Annotated in this window: 15 protein-coding genes, 1 pseudogene and 1 riboswitch; of the genes and pseudogenes, 1 reads left to right on the top strand and 15 read right to left on the bottom strand. The window is 59.9% G+C overall.

All coding sequences use genetic code 11. The features are described 5' to 3' along the window. Nucleotides 1-13: 13 nt before the first annotated feature. The 9 genes from ACESLM_RS17305 to thrC all read right to left on the bottom strand — a co-directional run bounded on the left by ACESLM_RS17305 (nt 14) and on the right by thrC (nt 10,815). Nucleotides 14-2,938, bottom strand: a complete 2,925-nt coding sequence (locus tag ACESLM_RS17305; RefSeq protein ID WP_372632828.1) for a glycosyltransferase — start codon at nt 2,936-2,938, stop codon at nt 14-16. 91 nt (nt 2,939-3,029) lie between these two features. Continuing rightward, entirely contained in the window at nt 3,030-3,728 is a 699-nt protein-coding gene (locus ACESLM_RS17300) for an S-layer homology domain-containing protein (protein WP_372632827.1), read from the bottom strand. A 256-nt stretch (nt 3,729-3,984) separates the two neighbouring features. Further along, the gene (locus tag ACESLM_RS17295) at nt 3,985-5,232 is read right to left on the bottom strand and encodes a serine hydroxymethyltransferase (RefSeq protein ID WP_372632854.1); all 1,248 of its coding nucleotides are present in this window, start codon (nt 5,230-5,232) and stop codon (nt 3,985-3,987) included. Nucleotides 5,233-5,277: 45 nt separating this feature from the next. Then, nucleotides 5,278-5,892: a TIGR01440 family protein gene (locus tag ACESLM_RS17290; protein ID WP_372632826.1), complete on the bottom strand. Its 615-nt coding sequence runs from the start codon at nt 5,890-5,892 to the stop codon at nt 5,278-5,280. 183 nt (nt 5,893-6,075) lie between these two features. Beyond that, a riboswitch (ZMP/ZTP riboswitch) is annotated at nt 6,076-6,158 on the bottom strand. 52 nt (nt 6,159-6,210) lie between these two features. Further along, nucleotides 6,211-6,801: a low molecular weight protein arginine phosphatase gene (locus ACESLM_RS17285; protein WP_372632825.1), complete on the bottom strand. Its 591-nt coding sequence runs from the start codon at nt 6,799-6,801 to the stop codon at nt 6,211-6,213. A 36-nt stretch (nt 6,802-6,837) separates the two neighbouring features. Further along, entirely contained in the window at nt 6,838-7,398 is a 561-nt protein-coding gene (locus tag ACESLM_RS17280; protein WP_372632824.1) for a manganese efflux pump MntP, read from the bottom strand. 126 nt (nt 7,399-7,524) lie between these two features. Continuing rightward, nucleotides 7,525-8,730 carry an L-threonylcarbamoyladenylate synthase gene (locus ACESLM_RS17275; protein ID WP_372632823.1) on the bottom strand — a complete coding sequence of 402 codons (1,206 nt, stop codon included), beginning with the start codon at nt 8,728-8,730 and terminating at the stop codon, nt 7,525-7,527. A gap of 61 nt (nt 8,731-8,791) precedes the next feature. Beyond that, nucleotides 8,792-9,436 (bottom strand): stage II sporulation protein R, encoded by a 645-nt coding sequence (locus ACESLM_RS17270; protein ID WP_372632822.1) that lies wholly within the window; start codon nt 9,434-9,436, stop codon nt 8,792-8,794. 125 nt (nt 9,437-9,561) lie between these two features. Then, a complete protein-coding gene (thrC, locus tag ACESLM_RS17265) occupies nt 9,562-10,815 on the bottom strand; it encodes a threonine synthase (RefSeq protein WP_372632821.1) in 1,254 nt (417 codons plus the stop codon). 104 nt (nt 10,816-10,919) lie between these two features. Here thrC and ACESLM_RS17260 point away from each other — a divergent pair, with 104 nt between their 5' ends. Further along, entirely contained in the window at nt 10,920-11,849 is a 930-nt protein-coding gene (locus tag ACESLM_RS17260; protein ID WP_372632820.1) for a LysR substrate-binding domain-containing protein, read from the top strand. Between the two features lie 214 nt (nt 11,850-12,063). Here ACESLM_RS17260 and ACESLM_RS17255 read toward each other — a convergent pair whose 3' ends face one another. The 6 genes and pseudogenes from ACESLM_RS17255 to ACESLM_RS17230 all read right to left on the bottom strand — a co-directional run. Further along, a complete protein-coding gene (locus ACESLM_RS17255) occupies nt 12,064-13,020 on the bottom strand; it encodes a N5-glutamine methyltransferase family protein (protein WP_372632852.1) in 957 nt (318 codons plus the stop codon). 174 nt (nt 13,021-13,194) lie between these two features. Beyond that, a pseudogene (locus tag ACESLM_RS17250) lies at nt 13,195-13,437 on the bottom strand (protein-(glutamine-N5) methyltransferase, release factor-specific); the annotation flags it as partial. Between the two features lie 13 nt (nt 13,438-13,450). Continuing rightward, nucleotides 13,451-14,527: a peptide chain release factor 1 gene (prfA, locus tag ACESLM_RS17245; RefSeq protein ID WP_372632819.1), complete on the bottom strand. Its 1,077-nt coding sequence runs from the start codon at nt 14,525-14,527 to the stop codon at nt 13,451-13,453. A 380-nt stretch (nt 14,528-14,907) separates the two neighbouring features. After that, entirely contained in the window at nt 14,908-16,038 is a 1,131-nt protein-coding gene (locus ACESLM_RS17240) for a stalk domain-containing protein (protein WP_372632818.1), read from the bottom strand. Nucleotides 16,039-16,244: 206 nt separating this feature from the next. Further along, entirely contained in the window at nt 16,245-17,345 is a 1,101-nt protein-coding gene (gene ychF, locus ACESLM_RS17235; RefSeq protein ID WP_372632817.1) for a redox-regulated ATPase YchF, read from the bottom strand. Between the two features lie 130 nt (nt 17,346-17,475). Continuing rightward, nucleotides 17,476-18,269, bottom strand: a 794-nt coding sequence (locus ACESLM_RS17230; RefSeq protein WP_372632816.1) for a DUF6612 family protein, incomplete at its 5' end; no start/stop codon positions are given.

The following is an 18,269-nucleotide window of genomic DNA, read 5'->3' as shown; positions in this document are numbered from 1 at the left end:
CACTTCCTTGATTTTATACGAAGCTTAAATAAAGCCACTTCCGTTTCAGCTTCTCATGCAGCTCGGACCAGCCTCCGGCAAAGCCCGAGTCGATTTTGGAAGACAAGCTTCCTTCGTGAATTCGGTAATAATACAGGGGCTCCCGCAGATGAACGATTTTGCCGGCGAGAGCAAGCCGAATCGTGAAATCCCGGTCCTCGATGCCGAACAACGATTCGTCGAATCCCCCGGATTTGCGATGGGCCGAAGCTCTCCACAGCAGCGACGGACCGCCGTTCTGCAATCCGTTTAAGCGATACGCGGACAAGCGTTTCGTCTCGATCGCCAGGCCGTCCTTATCGATATGGTAATAATCGGAGTACACCGCGCTAGCTTCCGGATAGGCGGAGATCGCTTCGACCATCCGCTCCAGCCATCGGGGCTGAACTTCGTTGTCCGCCGAAGTCCAGCCCAGCAGAGAGCCTTTGGCTTTCGACAACCCGTAGTTCAACGCATGCGGGAGCCCCTGGTTCTTCTCTACTCTGTAGTACCGCACCCGGCTGTCATGACCGAATCGCCGCACGACCTCCGCTATGTCCCGGTCCGATCCGTCGTCCACGACGACGAGTTCCAGATTCAGATAGGTTTGGCCAAGGATGCCGCGAATACTCTCGAATAAATAGTCCGTATCGTTATAGACGGGCAAAATCAGACTGACAAGCGGGGGGCCCGATTCGGGCGCTGCCGCTTCATTGGCCGGGCTTCTCTCGCGCGACAGCTTGAACAACGTGGACCACTCCGGCATGTTCAAGTAGGAGAAGACTGGCGAGAGCAGGCTTTGGGCCGCTGGCGAATCAACGGGGAAGGCTTCCAGAATGGCGCGTGTTACTTGGTCAGGCCCTTCGGCTCTGTGCGTCTCGTAGATCGCTTCGGCAAGCCGGTAAGCGCAGCGCTCGTTCGAATAGCCGGAGCTTTCCAAGCCGTGCCGCCAGGAGACGAGAGCTTGCATCCGGTCGCCCGTCTGCCATTGAAGCTCAGCGATCAGTGACAACCAGTCCGACTCGGTCGTCTTCACATGCTTCGTATCGACGATCGGATTCGATTTCAGCGTCTCGTCCAACAAGCTCAGCGCCTCTCGCTTCATCCCGTCCAGCTCCGCGTTCGCGGCCAGCTTTCCGTACAGATAGATGAAATCGAGCTCGTCCCTTCCGCCGATATCGGCTTCCAGCGCGTTATAAAGGTTCTCCGAAGCTTCCTCCATCTTGCCCAGGTTGATCAAAGCCAGAATCCGATAGAAACGGAAAGTCGCCCATTCCTCCGAGCCTTCCGGAGGTTGACGCATATCCAATACTTCCTCATAACTCTGGCAAGCGAAGGCGTTCAGCAAGCGCTGAATCGGAGAAGTCAGATCGGCTATTTCGCGATAGGCGTTCCGTTTGTCGGAAGAAACGATAAAGGGTCTCTCTACGATAATCCCCTCGGACGAGTCGAAGGTCTGCGACGAAGCAAGAAGCGGTTCGCGTTCGGCCGAATTCAGCAGTTTGATCCTGCTCTCCGTCCATTGACAGCCAAGCCTGTCCGAATAAGCCCGGACCGATACGACCCCGCCTCGGGCAATCGCCTCCGCAAGCGTCGCCTCGTCCAATTCGGATACAAGCCGCTCGTTCGCGTGCCAGACCCATAAAATATCCGCTCGGCTTACGGCCGCCAGCCGGGCTCCCGCTTGCTCAACCCCTTGTCCCTCCACCCCCCGGATGCGACTCTGTTTCAGCCACATCTTCACGTCCTTCCCCGCCTTGTCGAGGGACGGCTTGGACCATGATCCGATCTCATAGGTCATGCCCTCAAAACGGGCAAATAGATGTTTCAGCAATTCCTCGCGGTCCGTCTCCAATTGCGGATGGACGATTAATAACGCCACTTTCATTTCGCGAACCTCTTTTCCGAACGTTTCATTGAATCTCTTCGTCTTGACGGCGGCAATCCGCCGGTGCCGCCGTAAGGCGTCTGCGAGCGAGACGCAATGATTCGGCATGAACTCCGTTTGCCGTTCCGTCTCCCGTTCCCATCGTTCATACCAGCGAAACGCCTCTTCCCAACGCCGTTCTCCGAAGCAAATCTCCGCCTGGATGGCGTACGGATCCGTATAAGAAGGCAATTCCTCTATGCTTTCCCGAGCCGCCAACTCGGCTTCCCGGCCTCTTCCCAGCTGCAGGCAGGCCATGATTTTATAGTAATGCGCTTGCGCCCTGCTGTACTTGTCCGTATCGCCCAGCAGACCAAGCGCAGAATTCGCATGCCGGGTACTATCGCCGTATCGTCCGGCATGGTACAGCTCCGCCGCCAAGTAGCGATGAATTCGCCCGTCGGAGGGACGGGCTTGCAGTTCTCCGCGCAAGAGCCTCAGGTTTCGGGCGCTTTTGGCGGGATGGAACTCGGAGGAATAGCCGGAATGCCGGAAGAAAGCGACGCGGCATTGCGCGTTCTGCCGATCGCCCCCAGCTCCGTCGGAGACCAGCCTTTCGTGAATGCTGCCCTCGTAACGATAGTGCTTAGGCGAAAATAACCGTTCGACATGGGTGGTAGACAGCAATCGGGCATCCTTCGTCTCATAGTGAAGGCATTCGAAGGCCACGACCGTTCGCTCGGAAGGTAGAACGCCAAGCCATTCCCTGAGCCCGACTCCCCCTTGCCAGACGAATTGTTCGTCCGAATCGAGCATCAGAATCCAATCGGCCCCTTCCGCGTACTTTAGCGCAACATTCCTCGCTTCCCCGAAGTGGTCGTTCCATGACGCTGCATACACGCGGGCGCCGAGCTCCCGGGCCAACCGAACGCTTCCGTCCGCGGAACCCGTATCCACAACGACGATCTCGTCCAAGTGCGGCTTTACGCTCCGTATGGCCTCGGCCAAAGTCGCCTCATTGTCTCTCGTCAACATGCAGCATACGATTTTCATTCCGCCTCATTTCTTTCCCGTCCGACATAGGAAAGACGTTACCCGGCCATGGTGAAGGCGGGGTAACGCCCCTCGGAAAGCCGTCCCTCGATTAAATCGAAGGATCGCTGTTCGAAATCTTCTTTCCTTCGCTAAGCAGCGCGTTCACGCTTTCCTTATACGTCTCGAAGTTCTCGCCGTTGATGAACGCCGAGGCCACCAGGGCCACTTCCTTGCGATCCACCTGGCTCTTGGGAGCGAACCTGCCGTTCGGCGCAGGCAATAATCCGGCTTCGAGAGCGGCCTGAACATACGGTCTGGCCCAGCCGCTCACTTCGCCGGCGTCGCTGACCGCCAATTGATTACCTTTTCCTACAATGCTCGTCTGCGTGATCCGAACCAGAATGACGGCCAGCTCTTCTCTCGTCAGAACGGCATTCGGGCGAAACTTGCCGTCCGAGCCCGTCATGACTCCCAACCTGTCCATAATGCTTATGTAATTCAGGCCCCAGTGATCTTTGCTCACGTCTCGAAATGCGGAGGCCGGCGCAGCGGACGCGTCCAGGCTCAGAGATCTTGCCAATATCGCGGCCACCTGGGCGCGGGTCAATTTCCCTTCCAGATTGAGCTGTCCTTTGTCGTCTCCGACCATGATCGCCTTGTCCATCAATTCCTTAATCGCCGCTTGCACCGCATCCGGGCGCCCCGACTCTTCTGCAGCGAATACCGCGACAGGCGCGGCCAGCGCATTGACGACCATTGCCGACGAAACGACATATCTCGTTATTTTGCTCCTTTTATCGACATTCAAATTTCCATCCTCCATTTCTGTTTGCATTGCGTCATTTAGCCATCCAATGCGTCAAACTTCGACCAGACCCTTCGAGAAGTATTATAGTTTGCACTTTGTAATACCGGTAAGTGACCGTCGTCATCGTTTTAGTCACATTATGGTCATGTCTTTCCCCGCCGCGGAGGTTGAAAATGTCCCGGAACGCGAACAAAGCCCTCCTGGCTTCCATCTGGAAGCGGGAGGGCTTTGTTCGCTCTTTCATTACTCAAGAGGTTTAATATTCCAGGTTCGGGTACAAAGGATACTGCGCGGTCAGATCGGCGACGATCTTGCGAGCTTGGTCCAGCTTCGCTTCGTCTTTCGTGTTCTTCAGCGTCAGCGCAATGACTTGCGCGATCGTCTTCATCGCTTCAACGCCCATGCCGCGCGTCGTAATGGCCGGCGTGCCGATCCGGATGCCGCTCGTGATGAACGGGCTTGTCGGATCGAACGGAATCGCGTTCTTGTTGACGGTGATCGCGACGGAGTCGAGCACGTGCTCGGCTTCTTTGCCCGTAATGTTCAGATTGCGGGTATCGATCAGCATCAGGTGGTTGTCCGTGCCGCCGGATACGATGTTCAGTCCTTCGGCTACGAGCGCTTCGGCCAGAGCCTTGGCGTTCACGACGACGTTGCGCGCATAATCTTTGAAGGACGGCTGCAGCGCTTCGCCAAGAGCGACCGCCTTGGCCGCGATGATGTGCATCAGCGGGCCGCCTTGCGTTCCCGGGAATACCGCTTTGTCGATCGCGGCCGCCCAAGCTTTGCGGCACAGAATCAAGCCGCCGCGAGGACCGCGAAGCGTCTTGTGCGTCGTCGTCGTAACGAAGTGCGCGTAAGGCACCGGATTCTGATGCTCGCCGCCGGCCACGAGGCCCGCGATGTGCGCCATGTCGACCATGAACAACGCGCCTACGTCATTGGCGATTTGGCCGATTTTCTCGAAATCGATCGCGCGCGGATATGCGGAAGCACCCGCTACGATCAGGCGAGGACGGTGTTTGAACGCCGCTTTGCGCAGTTCCTCGTAATCGATCGTGAACGTCTGGTCGTTAACGCCGTAAGCGACGAAGTTGTACAGGAGGCCGGACGCGTTAGCCGGGTTGCCGTGCGTCAAGTGGCCGCCGTGCGCCAGGTTCATGCCCAGCACCGTGTCGCCCGGCTTCAGGACGGCCAGGTAGACGGCCAGGTTCGCTTGGGCGCCGGAGTGAGGCTGAACGTTGGCATGCTCGGCTCCGAACAGCTCCTTCGCGCGATCGCGCGCGATCTGCTCCGGAATGTCGACGTATTCGCATCCGCCGTAGTAACGTTTGCCCGGATAGCCTTCGGCGTATTTATTCGTCAGCACCGTGCCCATCGTTTCGAGAACGGCTTGGCTGACGATATTTTCGGAAGCGATCAGTTCAATGTTGTCGCGTTGACGTTTCAATTCCAGGTTCAGGGCTTTGACGATTTCCGGATCTTGATTGCGCAGATTTTCCAACATAATGGCTATTCCTCCCGTTTTGCAATTCAGATTGGTCTGTCGTTAATCGCAAGCATTCGAAGGTCGGCTTCCGCCGGCCCCTTCTTCGACCGGGGCCGAGGCTCCGGTCAGCTCATACACGGCTCTGGCGCCCCCGATCAGCTTCGGCCGGGTCGCGGCCATGTTCACTCGGGCATGCCCGATCTCGCGGACGGACGGCCTAAGCGGAACCGCAACGGGACGAAGATGCATCCCGATCAGCGTCTCGCCGATATCGATGCCCGCATGTACCTGCACCGCCTCTACGAGGCAGGGCTCCTCCATGCGGCGATAAGCGTATGCGGCCATCGAGCCGCCCGCTTTCGGAACCGGTACCGCCGACACCTCCGTCCAGCCTTGAGCTTCGGCCAAGCGGCGTTCGGTAACGAGCGCCCTGTTCAGATGCTCGCAGCATTGCCATACGACGTGCACGCCGATGCGCTCCCGCGCCCGCTCCACGCCCTTGTGGATTTCGCTCGCGACCTCTTCCGCCCCAGACGTCCCGATGCGCTGTCCTCTCACTTCGCTTGTGCTGACACCCAGCACGACTATCTGGCCCGGACGGACGTTGCCCATCCTTGCCAATTCGTCCATCAAGCCTTCCACCTGATCGGCTATCGAACGAGACTCCGCAGTCATACCCGACAACCTCCTAACCGCACAGTTGTTCCGTAGACAACAATACAGGTATTATACCTGAATTCACCCGGCTCAAACATCGGGCGGATGTCGAACCGCGTCGCAGAGCGCCTCCAGCCGGCGTTCGCGATCAGCTTCAAGCAGGAAAAAGACAAAAAAGAGCAAGCGCGCTTCACGCACGCTGCTCTTCGCCCAGGCGACCGGCCGTCATTCCGATGCTCCACCGTGGTATACTCCACTTGTCGTCGCCAGTCACATCGGAACCTTGAAGTTATATCCTCATCATACCGAAGGTCTGCCGAAAAATCAATCACCGGCTTACGAATCGCGCCGTTCCCGATCCCATTTGTCGATCAACGTCATTAAAATGTCCTCGATCTCGTCGGCCGTCCGCTCGTAGAGCGACAACGGTCCTCCGAACGGGTCGGCGATATCGAAATCCGGAATTGTCCGCTGCAGCTCGAACAATCGCGCCTTCTCCTCGTCCGTCAAAGCTTCTCCGAGCAGCTGCTTCACCTGCCACTCCGAATACAGCCTCTCCGCCTCCGCCACGTCGTCCATAACCGGATCTCCGCGCAGCGCGTATTCCTTCAGCGTATACGTCTTGGACAGCGCCTCGGGATATCTTTCCAGAATCGCCCTCTTGTGTCCCGCCGTCATCGTCAGAATCAGATTGGCCCACAGCACCTCTTCGGCGGACAGCGGCGTCGAAGCTCCGGGAAGCTCCAGATTGCGCCTTCTGAGCGCCTCCGCCGCGTTCGGCGAGATCGGCGAGCCGCTAGCGGCGGCTATGCCCGCGGAGCGAATCTCGAGCGGCTTGCCGCTGCGGGCGGCCAGGTCCTTGAAGATCGCTTCGGCCATCGGACTGCGGCAAGTGTTGCCCGTGCATACGATTAAAACCCGATTCATGGTCTCCCCCTGCCAGCATGTTGTGATGGGTAGTCTCTATATAAGAAATAATAGACCAAATCCGAATAAAATAACACCTCCGAGCGCCTCTCCATATCCTCCCAGGCTTCGGCTGGCCTTTCTCCCGAGCATCAGTCCGAGCACGCTCATCAAACCGCCGAACAAGCCGAACAGCAGCACGGTCAACCATATATGCGCCGAGAACATCCCCAGGGACACTCCGACGGAAAAAGAATCGATGCTCACGCTGAACGCAAACACGAGCATTCCCCACAGCGTTCGGTGGTTGATCGAATCGACCGCCTCTCCGCGCAGGGAGCTGTACACCATATGCCCTCCGAGCAGGAGCAGCAGCGCGCCGGCCGCGGAAGTGGCGATTCCTCCGAGCAGCTCGCTTACGTATTGCCCCGTATACATCCCGCCAAGCGGCATTAACACGTGGAAAACGCCGATCAGCGAGCTTAGCTTCAAGATGTCGTACAGCCGAACGCCCTTCAAGCCGATTCCGATTCCGAGCGAGAACGCGTCCATGCCCAATGCGACCGCCATGACGAAAATGGTCAGCGCCTGACCGGCTGCCGCAGACACGTCAAACATGCTTGTCCCCCCTTGCATTCGGCCGGCGCGACGAACGTTCGTTACGCAGGCTGCCGCCTTGTCCTTCTCCACAACATATGCGGACAAGGCGACGATCATGCAAAGGGGGGGTCGATTAGCGGGTCGTCAGCGGACGGAGAGCTCGCGACCTCCGGCGGCTTTGCGCATCCGGTTCATGAGCGCCGCTCCGATTCCGTCCTCCGGATAGCCTTCGGCGACGATGAAGTCGATGGCCCGTTCGTCGCATTCGCGAAGCGTCGCGTACAGCGACTGCGCGGCCTTCTCCGGCTCGCCGCGGGGGCCGCAGTCGAACACGGCGTCCGCCCGATAGAGGGCGACATGCTCCGCGCAGCTCAGCACGGCGACCCGCCGTCCTGCGTCAGCTGCTTGGAGCGCCTGCTCCTGCACGATTGCCGGCAGCCGATCGGCCGCTCCGGTCACAAGCAGCATCTCCCCGCGCGGCGCATAATGCGCGTACTTGACCCCCGGGGAGCGCGGCGCTTCCCCGGAGGGCGTCCCAGCGCCCCGGTCTATCCCCGCCGTTCCCGCCGTTCCCGCTCTCCCGTCTGTCGCTCCGGATCGTCTCTCTGTCGTCGTTCCCGCTCCCCCGTCAATCGCCCTCATTCCTGCTCGCCCCTCGGCCGTCATTCCCGCTCCAGCCTCTGCCGGCATCGCTTCCTCCGCCACGTCGGCGAGCCCCTCCGCCGCCTGACGCAGCTGCTCCCGCGTAATGCCGCCCGGACGCAAAATATGAATCGTGCCGTCCACGACCCTAACGACGGTCGACTCCAGCCCGACGCCGGTCGCCCCGCCGTCCAGCACGCCGTCGATTCTCCCGTCCAGATCCTCCAGCACGTGCCGCGCCAGCGTCGGGCTCGGCCGTCCCGAGCGGTTGGCGCTCGGCGCCGCGATCGGGCAGCCCGCCCGCTCGATCAACTCCCGGGCCAGTTCGTGCGCGGGAACCCGCACCGCGACCGTGTCCAACCCCGCCGTCACGAGCGGCGACACCGCCCCCTCTCGCACCGGCAGCACCAGCGTGAGCGGCCCCGGCCAGAAAGCGTCCATCAGCGCCGCTTCGACGGCGCCAATCTCCTTGGCCAGGCCGGCCACGCTTGCGCGGCGCGCCAGATGCACGATCAGCGGATTGTCGGACGGGCGGCCCTTGGCCGCGAATATCCTCCTTACCGCTTCCGTGCTCCCGGCGCCCCCCCCGAGACCGTACACGGTCTCGGTCGGGAACGCAACGACGCCGCCGGCGGCGATCGCCGCGGCGGCTTCCTCGATGCCGGTCCCGGGCGACTCCGCGGGCCAGTATTTCGTCTCTATGCTCATGATGCCGATCATCCTTGTCTCACCTTTTTCCCGCTATTATAGCATACCGGGACGGGCCGGGTTAGCCGAACAGCGAGCCGAGGAACGCGAACAGCTTCTCCAGCAGCTCCCACAGGAAGAACTTCGCTTTGGGCGCTTCGTCCCCGGCTCCTGCGGACGCCGTCCGCACTTCCGAAGCGGCTCCTGCATCCTCGTCGGCGGTAGCCGCGGTCAGGCAGAGCGGCGGAAACAGCACGCACCACCAGTTCGTCCCCGTTCCCTTGCCGAGCGTAATCCGCAGCGCTTCGTAATTGCCGGCTTCGTATGACTCTCCTTCGAACGTTTTCTCCGGAAAAGGCACCTCTCCCAGCTCAGCGATGCCTTCATAGGAGACGCCAAGCTCGTTCAGCTCGCGGTCCACGATGCCCTGTATGTCGGTCAGACGGCTTTTAATGAGCGCGTACGCCTCGTCATGGGTGTCGGGCATGCCGCCCCAGGATTGGATATAGGAGGCGATCTCGTCGCGCACTTTATTTTTGGCGGACTGATCCGCCTTCTTGTCGGAATTGGCGATAATGCGAATGCGGATGGCGTCTTCGGGGATCGCGTCTCCCGAATTCGCAGCGACATAATGTCCTATGCCGAGCAAACCGAAACCTATCGCAACGATCAGCAGAACGACTCTCGATAGCGACGAATAAGAAAAAAAATGATGGCTATTACGCATAGTTCCCGCTCCTTGTCGCACCCGTCGGTGCAGCGCTATGCGTTCCGGAACGTCTTAGCCATCATTATGTCCGGATTCGGAATCTATAAACCTAGCAATCCGGATTTTTCCGCTGAAATCTCTTTCTATCGCGCCGCCTTCGCCCTCCGTTTCATAGATTCGAGCGTCAGCTCCTCCGCAATCGTCTTGTCTTCCCACAACGTCGTCCGCAAAATATCCGTATCCTTAAGCAGATTGCCGGTGAGAATGCAGGCGGCCGTCTCGTCCTTATCGATCTTCCCGCCGGCGACCAGCCTCCGCAAGCCCGCGACCGTCGCCGCCGACGCCGGCTCGCAGCCGATGCCGCTCCGGTCGATCAGCCGCTTCGCCTCCAAAATCTCCGCATCCGTCACCGAGCAAGTCGTCCCTCCGCCATCCGCAAGCAGATCGCGCGCCTTTTTCCAGCTCGGGGGATGTCCGATGTTCATCGCCGTGGCGACCGTCGACGGCCGTTCGAACGGAACAAGCTCCGCCCTCCCCTCGGCCATCATCGCATGAAAAGGGCTCGCCCCTTCCGCCTGCACCAGAGCCACCTTCGGCATCCGCTCGATGAAACCCAGGGCCAGCAAGTCTCTCAGCCCTTTGCAGAGCGCCGTTACGTTGCTGAGCGCTCCGCCGGGGAGGACGATCCAATCCGGAAGCCGCCAGCCCAAGCTCTGCGCCAATTCGTAGACGATGCTCTTCTGACCTTCGATCCGATAAGGATTGATCGAATTGCAGATGTACCAGCCCAGCTCCCGCCCATGCCGTTCATAGAAACGGATGCCTTCGTCGTACGTGCCGTCGAAACCGATTACCTCGGCCCCGTACGCCAGCGTCTGAAGCACTTTGTTGATCGACACCTGCTCCTTCGGGACAAGCACGAACGATTCGCAGCCGGCCAGCGCCGCGTACATCGCCAGAGAGGACGAAGTGTTCCCGGTCGACGTGCAGGTGAAGCGTTCGTAACCCAGAGCGCGGCCATGGGACACCGCCACGGTCATCCCGTTGTCCTTGAACGAGCCGCTCGGATTTTCGCTCTGCGCTTTCAGCCACACCTCGCGCATGCCGACCGCCCGTCGGATCGGCTCGGATCGGTACAATCCCGTGTTGCCCTCGTACTTGGTCACGACGGCATCCTTCGACATCTCCGGATAGATCAGTTCCTTATACCGCCACACCCCGCTCGCATACGGCCCCGTCCTTTCGGACAGCCTCTCGTGAAAAATACGCTTCAGCCGCTCCCCATCCGCCCCCTTGAAGTCCTGAACGATTTCAAGCAGTCCGCCGCATTCGCAGCGATACCCCGCATCCTCTTCCTTATGTCGTTTCCCGCAGTCGTAGCATACGATCGTCGCCATTCCGGCCATCTCCCTCTTCCCCAGAAGTTCCTTTCAAGGTTAGAATAAGGGAGGAATTTTCATAAATCTAATATATTATAATTACGTTTGTATAAATTTTGATTATGATTTACATACTGACGGGAGAAAAGGAGACCGGGAGAAATGCTGAATCTTCACGCGCTGCGCTTGTTCCTGAAAGTCGCCGAGTCGGGAGCGTCACGCTAGCGGCACAGGAGCTCGGCATCAGTCAGCCTGCCGTCACCTCGCAGATCAAGAAGCTGGAGAAGGAGCTGGATCTGCAGCTCCTCTCGCCGATGGGCCGAGGAGTGCGCCTGACCGAGGTCGGAGCCCGTCTCGCGAGCGAAGCGGGCAGATTGTTCTCGCTGGAGAGGAGCATCGAGACGATGCTGGAGGAGCACCGGCTAGGGCAGGCGGGCACGCTGAAGATCGCCGCCACCTATCTGCCCGCCAACTTCCTGCTGCCGGGGCCGGTTGCGAGCTTCAAGCGCGGGCATCCGAATGCCGACGTCGCCTTTACGACGACCGGCTCGGCCCAAGCCTTCGACCTGCTGCTGCGCTACGAAGCGGACATCGCCTTTATCGGGGGAGGAAAACGACTAGATCGCGCCGATCTGACAGGCATCCCGTGGATGGAAGACGAAATGTGGTTCGTCGTCCATCGAGAGCATCCGCTTGCGGACAAAACCGTCCCCCTGGCCGCGCTTGCCGGAGAGCCGTTCGCGCTGCGCGAGCCGGGAAGCTTCTCCCGCGAGCAGCTCTTCTCGCTGTTCCGCCTTCGCGGCTTGCCGCCGCCCCGCGTCGGCCTGGAGATGAACGGCTTCAGCGAACTGATCCGCGTCGTCTCCGATGGCTACGGTCTCGCCTTCCTCTCTGCGCTGGAAGCGCAAGAAGCCGTCGAGCGCGGCCCTCTGCGGCGAATCCGCGTCGAAGACGTCAGGCTGACCAATCCCATCAGCCTGTATACGAGAAAAGAACCTTTGTCCGCTCTCGCGGCAAGGTTCTTGGACATGCTGTCTACCGCGCATCGATGAATACAAGGGAGAAGTTTGGCGCGGAACAGTTTTAGGCGGATAATCCGCGCTATTTTTGTCGAAAGGGAAAGATAAGCAGATTTAGAGTGGAAATCCCGCTTTATTTTTTCCAAAACAGGAGAATCGCTGAAATAGGGTGGAAATCCCGCTTTATTTTTTTCCAAAACAGGAGAATCGCCGAAATAGAGCGGCAAATCCGCTTTAAATCCAAAACTCACCGAACCGCCACAACGTGCCGCTCGATGCCCGCGTAATCCGGCACGAAGCGGATTTCCTTCCAGTCCGCCGCAGCCCTCAGCAGATCGGCAACGTCCCGGGCTTGGCCGGCTCCGACCTCCCAGGCGACGATCCGCGGCAATTGCGGCAGCTCCTTGAGCTGCCGGGCCATCGTCCGATACGGATTCAGCCCGTCGTCGCCCCCATCCAGCGCCAGATGCGGCTCGTGATCGCGCACCTCGCGCTGCAAGCCCGGGATGTCCGACGACGGAATATACGGAGGGTTGGACACGAGAATATCGACGACAAGTCCACCGTCCGCAGCAGACTTCAGAAACGGCGTCAGCAAGTCCCCTTGAACAAACGAGATTCGCCCATTCGCCCCATGCTTTCTCGCATTGCCGCGCGCCACTTGCAGCGCCGCCTCCGACAAGTCGGACGCCGTCACCCGCCAGAGCGGCCGCTCTGCCGCCAATGTAACCGCCAGCGCGCCGCTTCCCGTGCCGACGTCCAGCACGATGGGAGCAGAAAGGAAATCTGCCCGCCCCCCAGATCGCCCCTCCTCGGCGGAACCCGCCGCTTCCGCTCTCTCGGCGCCCGCCGCCTCTGCTCTTCCGGAACCCGCGGCCCCTGCTCTTCCGGGACCCGCCGCTTCCACTCTCTCGGCGCCCTTGGCCCCTGCTCTTCCGAGACCTGCCGCCGCTTCGACTCTTTCGGGGCCCGCGGCCCCTGCTCTTCCGGGACCCGCCGCTTCCACTCTCTCGGCGCCCTTGGCCCCTGCTCTTCCGAGACCTGCCGCCGCTTCGACTCTTTCGGGGCCCGCGGCCCCTGCTCTTCCGGGACCCGCCGCTTCCACTCTCTCGGCGCCCTTGGCCCCTGCTCTTCCGAGACCTGCCGCCGCTTCGACTCTTTCGGGGCCCGCGGCCCCTGCTCTTCCGGGACCCGCCGCTTCCACTCTCTCGGCGCCCTCGGCCTCTGCTCTTCCGAGACCTGTCGCTTCCGGCGGCCAGATCAGGTCTCCGGCCTTCAGCACGGCCTCGGCCAGCAATTCCGTCTCCGGGCGCGGAATAAGCACCGCCTCCGTCACTTCGAATGCCCGCCCGTAAAAATACTGCTCCCCGATCACATACTGAACCGGAACCCCCGTCGCCCGCCGCTCCAGCAGTTCCTCCCACGGCTCCCTCTTCCCGGGAGGAAACGGTTCCCGCCAATCCCGCAGCAGCTCCGCCTTCCCGACGCCCAGCGCATAAAGAAGAAGAAGCTCCGCGTCCGCGTTCGCTTCCTCGACTCCTGCTTGCCCCAGTCGATCCGCGCCCGCTCGCCAGGCTTCTCCCAACGTCGGCGGGCGGCCAGAAATTCGTTCCAAGCTCACGCCCAGCCCTCCATTATTGCTTCATCTGCTCGCGTTCGAGAATTTCGGCCTGCTCGGCCAGCGTCAGCGCCTTAACGATCTCGTCCATGTCGCCGTTCAGCACATACTCCAGACGGTGCAGCGTCAAGCCGATCCGATGGTCCGTCACCCGGCTCTGCGGAAAATTGTACGTACGAATCCGCTCGCTGCGATCTCCGGTTCCGATTTTCTCCCTGCGTTCGCCGGAATATTTGGCCTCTTCTTCTTGACGTTTGACGTCCATAATCCGCGTCCGCAGCACTTGCAGCGCCTTATCCTTGTTATCGTTCTGCGATTTGCCGTCCTGGCAAGTCGCCACGATGCCCGTAGGCACGTGAGTGACGCGTACGGCCGACTTCGTCGTATTAACCGACTGGCCGCCGGCGCCGCTGGAGCAGAACGTATCGACGCGAATGTCCTTGTCGTGAATGACGATGTCCAGCTCTTCGGCCTCCGGCATGACGACGACCGTCGAGGTGGACGTATGGATGCGTCCGCCCGACTCCGTCTCCGGAACCCGCTGCACGCGGTGGGCGCCGCTCTCGTACTTCATCTTGCGATAGGCGTCCGGTCCGCTGACCGAGAAAATGACTTCCTTGAACCCGCCGAGATCGCTCACGCTCGCTTCCAGCATCTCCGTGCGCCAGCCTTGGCTGTCCGCGAATTTGGCATACATCCGGTACAGCTCCGCCGCGAACAGGTTCGCTTCTTCCCCGCCGGCCGCGCCGCGAATTTCGACGATGATGTCCTTGCCGTCGTTCGGGTCCTTGGGCAGCAGCAGGAAGCGGACTTTCTCTTCCAATTCCGCGCGCCGTTCGTCCAGCTCTTCGATCTCGAGCTTGACCATCTCGCGCATCTCGTCGTCCAATTTATCCTCCAGCATCGCTTTCGCATCCTGCAGCTGCGCCAGCACTTGCTTATATTCCTCATAAGCGCGGTACGCTTCCTCCAGCCCGGCCTGCTCCTTCGCATAGGTTCTAAGCCGCGTGGAGTCGTTCACCACGTCCGGATCGCTCAACAATTCGTTAAGCTTCTCATATCGATCCGCCAAAACTTGCAGACGGTCTAGCACTTGTCCTCATCCTCCGCTCGCTTGCAGTGTTTACATCACCCCTTATTATAGCATACGATGGCAAATTCGTGCGGATACGGCTTGGCGGTTCAAATCGGTCCCGACAACGAAAAGGCTGCCCCATAAGTAAACAGAGTCGTACCGAACGATTATCGATGGATGCAGGGTAATGGGCATCTATCTCCTTCCGAGGCTATACGATCCTGAAATGAGAACGGTAAACCCGTGAATGGGTGATTTCAGGACCGTATGAGGCAGTCTCCAGGAGATAGATGCCCTTCTTTTTCATCGATAATCTTGTACGACTCTACTTACGGGACAGCCTCTTCCTGCTTGTTAATTGTTCAATTGTCGGGCCGCCGCTGGCGGCAGCCTCCCGATTACTTCCGGGGAAGAATGCCGAGGAACGCCTTCGATTCCGGATCGAAGATCATCACGATCGGTCCGATCAGAGCGTCCTGGTCCGTGCTGTACACGACGGAGATCACCTTGCCGTTCACGGCTTGAATCTCTTCGAGCTTCTTCTTCTGTTCGTCCGTCGCCAGCATCACGTTGATATTCCCCGAATCGACTTCCTCGACCCGAGCGTCTTCCTTCTTCGTCGTCACGTGCGACTTCTGGTCTTTCGGGATGCTCTTCCAGCCCAGCTCGCGATACTCCTCGACCGTCGCCGGAGCGAGCCGCTCTTTCTCGGTAAGCACGACAAGATAGTGAAGCGGGCTTTGCGGCGGCAGGCTCTTCGTCATGATCGGACCGTAGTACGCGCGAACCTTGTCTCCGGCTTTCAGATCGGCGAACGGAACGTCGAAGCCTTCCGTCGTCATGACGCCCGTGCCGCTGCTCGCATTCAGCACGATCGACGTCGTCGTTTGCCCGTCCTTCATCTCGCCGAACTTCACCTGCCAGCCGTCCTCCGTTTTCTCGACCGACTGGATGACGTCTTCCTTGACGAGCGACGGTCCGCTGACGACAACTTTACTCGCATGGGACTGCCCCGGATAGCTCAACGCGATGACTGGGCCGAACTCGGCCATGATCCGCGTTCCCGCTTCCAGGTCGGCGACGGCGATCGCTTGGCCGCTCTCGTTCGTCAGCTCGGTGTCCTTGTCGACGTAGAGGATCATCCAGCGCTGGTCCCCGTGACCGAGCAGCTCGATCCGATACTGCCCTTCCTTGTCCGTCGGCGCGATATCGACGATCACGCCCACCATTCTCAAATATTCCACCGCTTGCTCTTCCTTCGAGTTGATTTGGATTTCCTTCGTCTTCGGATTCCAGTTCAGCGTGTATCCGAGCTCGGTCGCCGTTTCGCGCGCCGGCAAGTACGCTTTTCCGTTAATGTAGACCGGATTCAAGGAAGTTTTGTCCCCGTTCACGGATACGACGATATCTTTATGAAACACCCCGGTAACTTTGCCGACCAGTCCGCTCGCTCCTACGGCCGCGGCCGCGCTTGTGCCCAGCAGCCCGACGGCGGTCAATACGACCAACAGCTTTTTCTTCTGCATCATGCATTCTCCTTTCGGAAATCAGGTTGAAGACCAGCGGCAGATGTTTCCGCCCTTGCTTCAATCTCACAGACGCGGCTTCGTTCTCAAAGGTTTCATTAGAAAAAGTTAACTTCTCTCGCGGATTTGAACCTGTACGGTCAGAATGTCCCTTCTCCGCAAAAAATAGACCGTCCCCGCATGGGAACGGCCTGCTCCTTCACCACAGCTTACACGTTAAACAAGAAATGCATCACGTCGCCGTCCGCGACGACGTACTCCTTGCCTTCCAGCCGCACGAGCCCTTTCTCCTTGGCCGCTTTCATCGAGCCGTTGGCAACCAAGTCCTCGTACGATACGACCTCGGCGCGGATAAAGCCCCGCTCGAAATCGGTGTGGATGACTCCGGCGGCCTGAGGCGCCTTCGTGCCTTGACGAATCGTCCAAGCGCGCACTTCCTGAACGCCCGCCGTAAAATACGTGTACAAGCCAAGCAGCTTGTACGAAGCGCGAATCAACCGATTAAGCCCGGACTCGGTCAGGCCGAGCTCTTCCAGGAACATCTCCTTGTCCTCGCCCTCAAGCTCGGCGATCTCGGATTCCACCTTGGCGCTGATATGCACGACCTCGGAGCCTTCGGCCGCCGCGAATTCGCGAACTCTCTGAACGTACTCGTTGCCGTCGGCGCTGGCCGCCTCGCCCTCGCTTACGTTCGTCGCATAGAGCACCGGCTTCATCGTAAGCAGGTGCAGGTCGCGAACGAGACGCGCTTCCTCCGGCGTCAGCTCCAGGCTTCTCGCCGGCTTCTCCGCCGTAAGGGTCGCGTGCAGACGCTCGAGCACCTCAAGCTCCTCGGCGACCTTCTTGTCCCCGCCCTTCAGCCCTTTGCGAGTGCGCTCTATCCGCTTCTCGACCGACTCGATATCGGTGAGGATCAACTCCAGGTTGATGACCTCGATATCGTTGATCGGATCGATCTTGCCGGAGACGTGAGTGATATTCTCGTCCTGGAAGCAGCGAACGACGTGAACGATCGCGTCCACCTCGCGGATGTTGGCCAGAAACTTGTTGCCCAGCCCTTCTCCGCGGCTCGCGCCCTTGACCAGTCCGGCAATATCGACGAATTCGAACGCGGTCGGCACGATCCGGTTCGGATTCACGATCTCCGCCAGCTTCTGCATCCGCTCGTCCGGCACTTCCACGACGCCGACGTTCGGATCGATCGTACAGAACGGGTAGTTCGCCATCTCCGCTCCCGCCTGGGTAATTGCATTAAACAAGGTCGACTTCCCTACGTTCGGAAGGCCGACGATTCCGCACGACAATGCCATTTTATCCTAACACTCCTGACTTCTCGCGACCGCTTGCGCCGCCTGCCGCAAACGCGTCGTCGAGCTGTTCAATTCTCACGCCATTATAACGGAACTGGGCTGCAACGTCTACTGTCCGCCCGTTCCGCGCTCACGCTCCGAAATCGAGCAGATTCTCGATCTCGGACGGATCGGGAGCTTCCAGCGCTTCCGGCGGAACGACGATCGGTTGCGTGGCATTCGGCTTGCCGTACGTGCCGGCCACCGTCTGTTTGATCGGGGTCGGCCGTCCCGGCTCGAGCTCGATCGTCAGCTCCGTCTCGATGCGGTAGGACAGCGGCCAGTGGCGTTCCGCGTCGATATGGTAAGCCGCCTTCAGCTTCGTCACCTTCAGCTGTTCCGCAATGACTACTTCGGAAGCGGTCAGTCCCAGCGTGCTTTTCAGCAATCCCGCCAGAAACGCCTTCGCCTCGGCGCCGTTCCCTTCATAACGAATCACCGCCGCATTCCCGCTGCGTTCGGCGATCAGCCCTTCCCCCAGTGCCCGGATGCGTCGGATCGCCTGTTCCGGGTTGATCTGAAAGTCGGACAGCGTCTCCGAATTCTCCGCCGCCACTTCCTTGGACAGCCGGCTCCATTCCTCGTATTCGGGCAAATACATGAAGTAAGCCTCCGGCGTCACGATCGCGCGCAGCGTGGACTCTTCCCCGTCGATCACGCTCTTGATCGTCTGGTCCAGCTTCAACGGCTCCCTTTCCGCCTTCCCCTGCATGTCGACCCGAACGCTCGACCCTTTCGTTTCTCCTGCCGGGCCGAGTTCTTGGCTCATTTGCAGCTCGAAGGCGTATCTTTTCATCTTGCCGGCAGCGGCGGCCGCTTGCTCCAGCCACTGCTCGGCGGACGGAACTCCCTTGGCGGCCGTGGCCGGCGGAACCGGCTCGGCCT

Source organism: Cohnella sp. (genome assembly GCF_041641335.1).
In the GTDB taxonomy this organism is placed as follows: Bacteria; Bacillota; Bacilli; order Paenibacillales; family Paenibacillaceae; genus Cohnella.
Note: the sequence above shows the minus strand (reverse complement) of the source record. Positions and strands in the feature narration are given on the sequence as shown.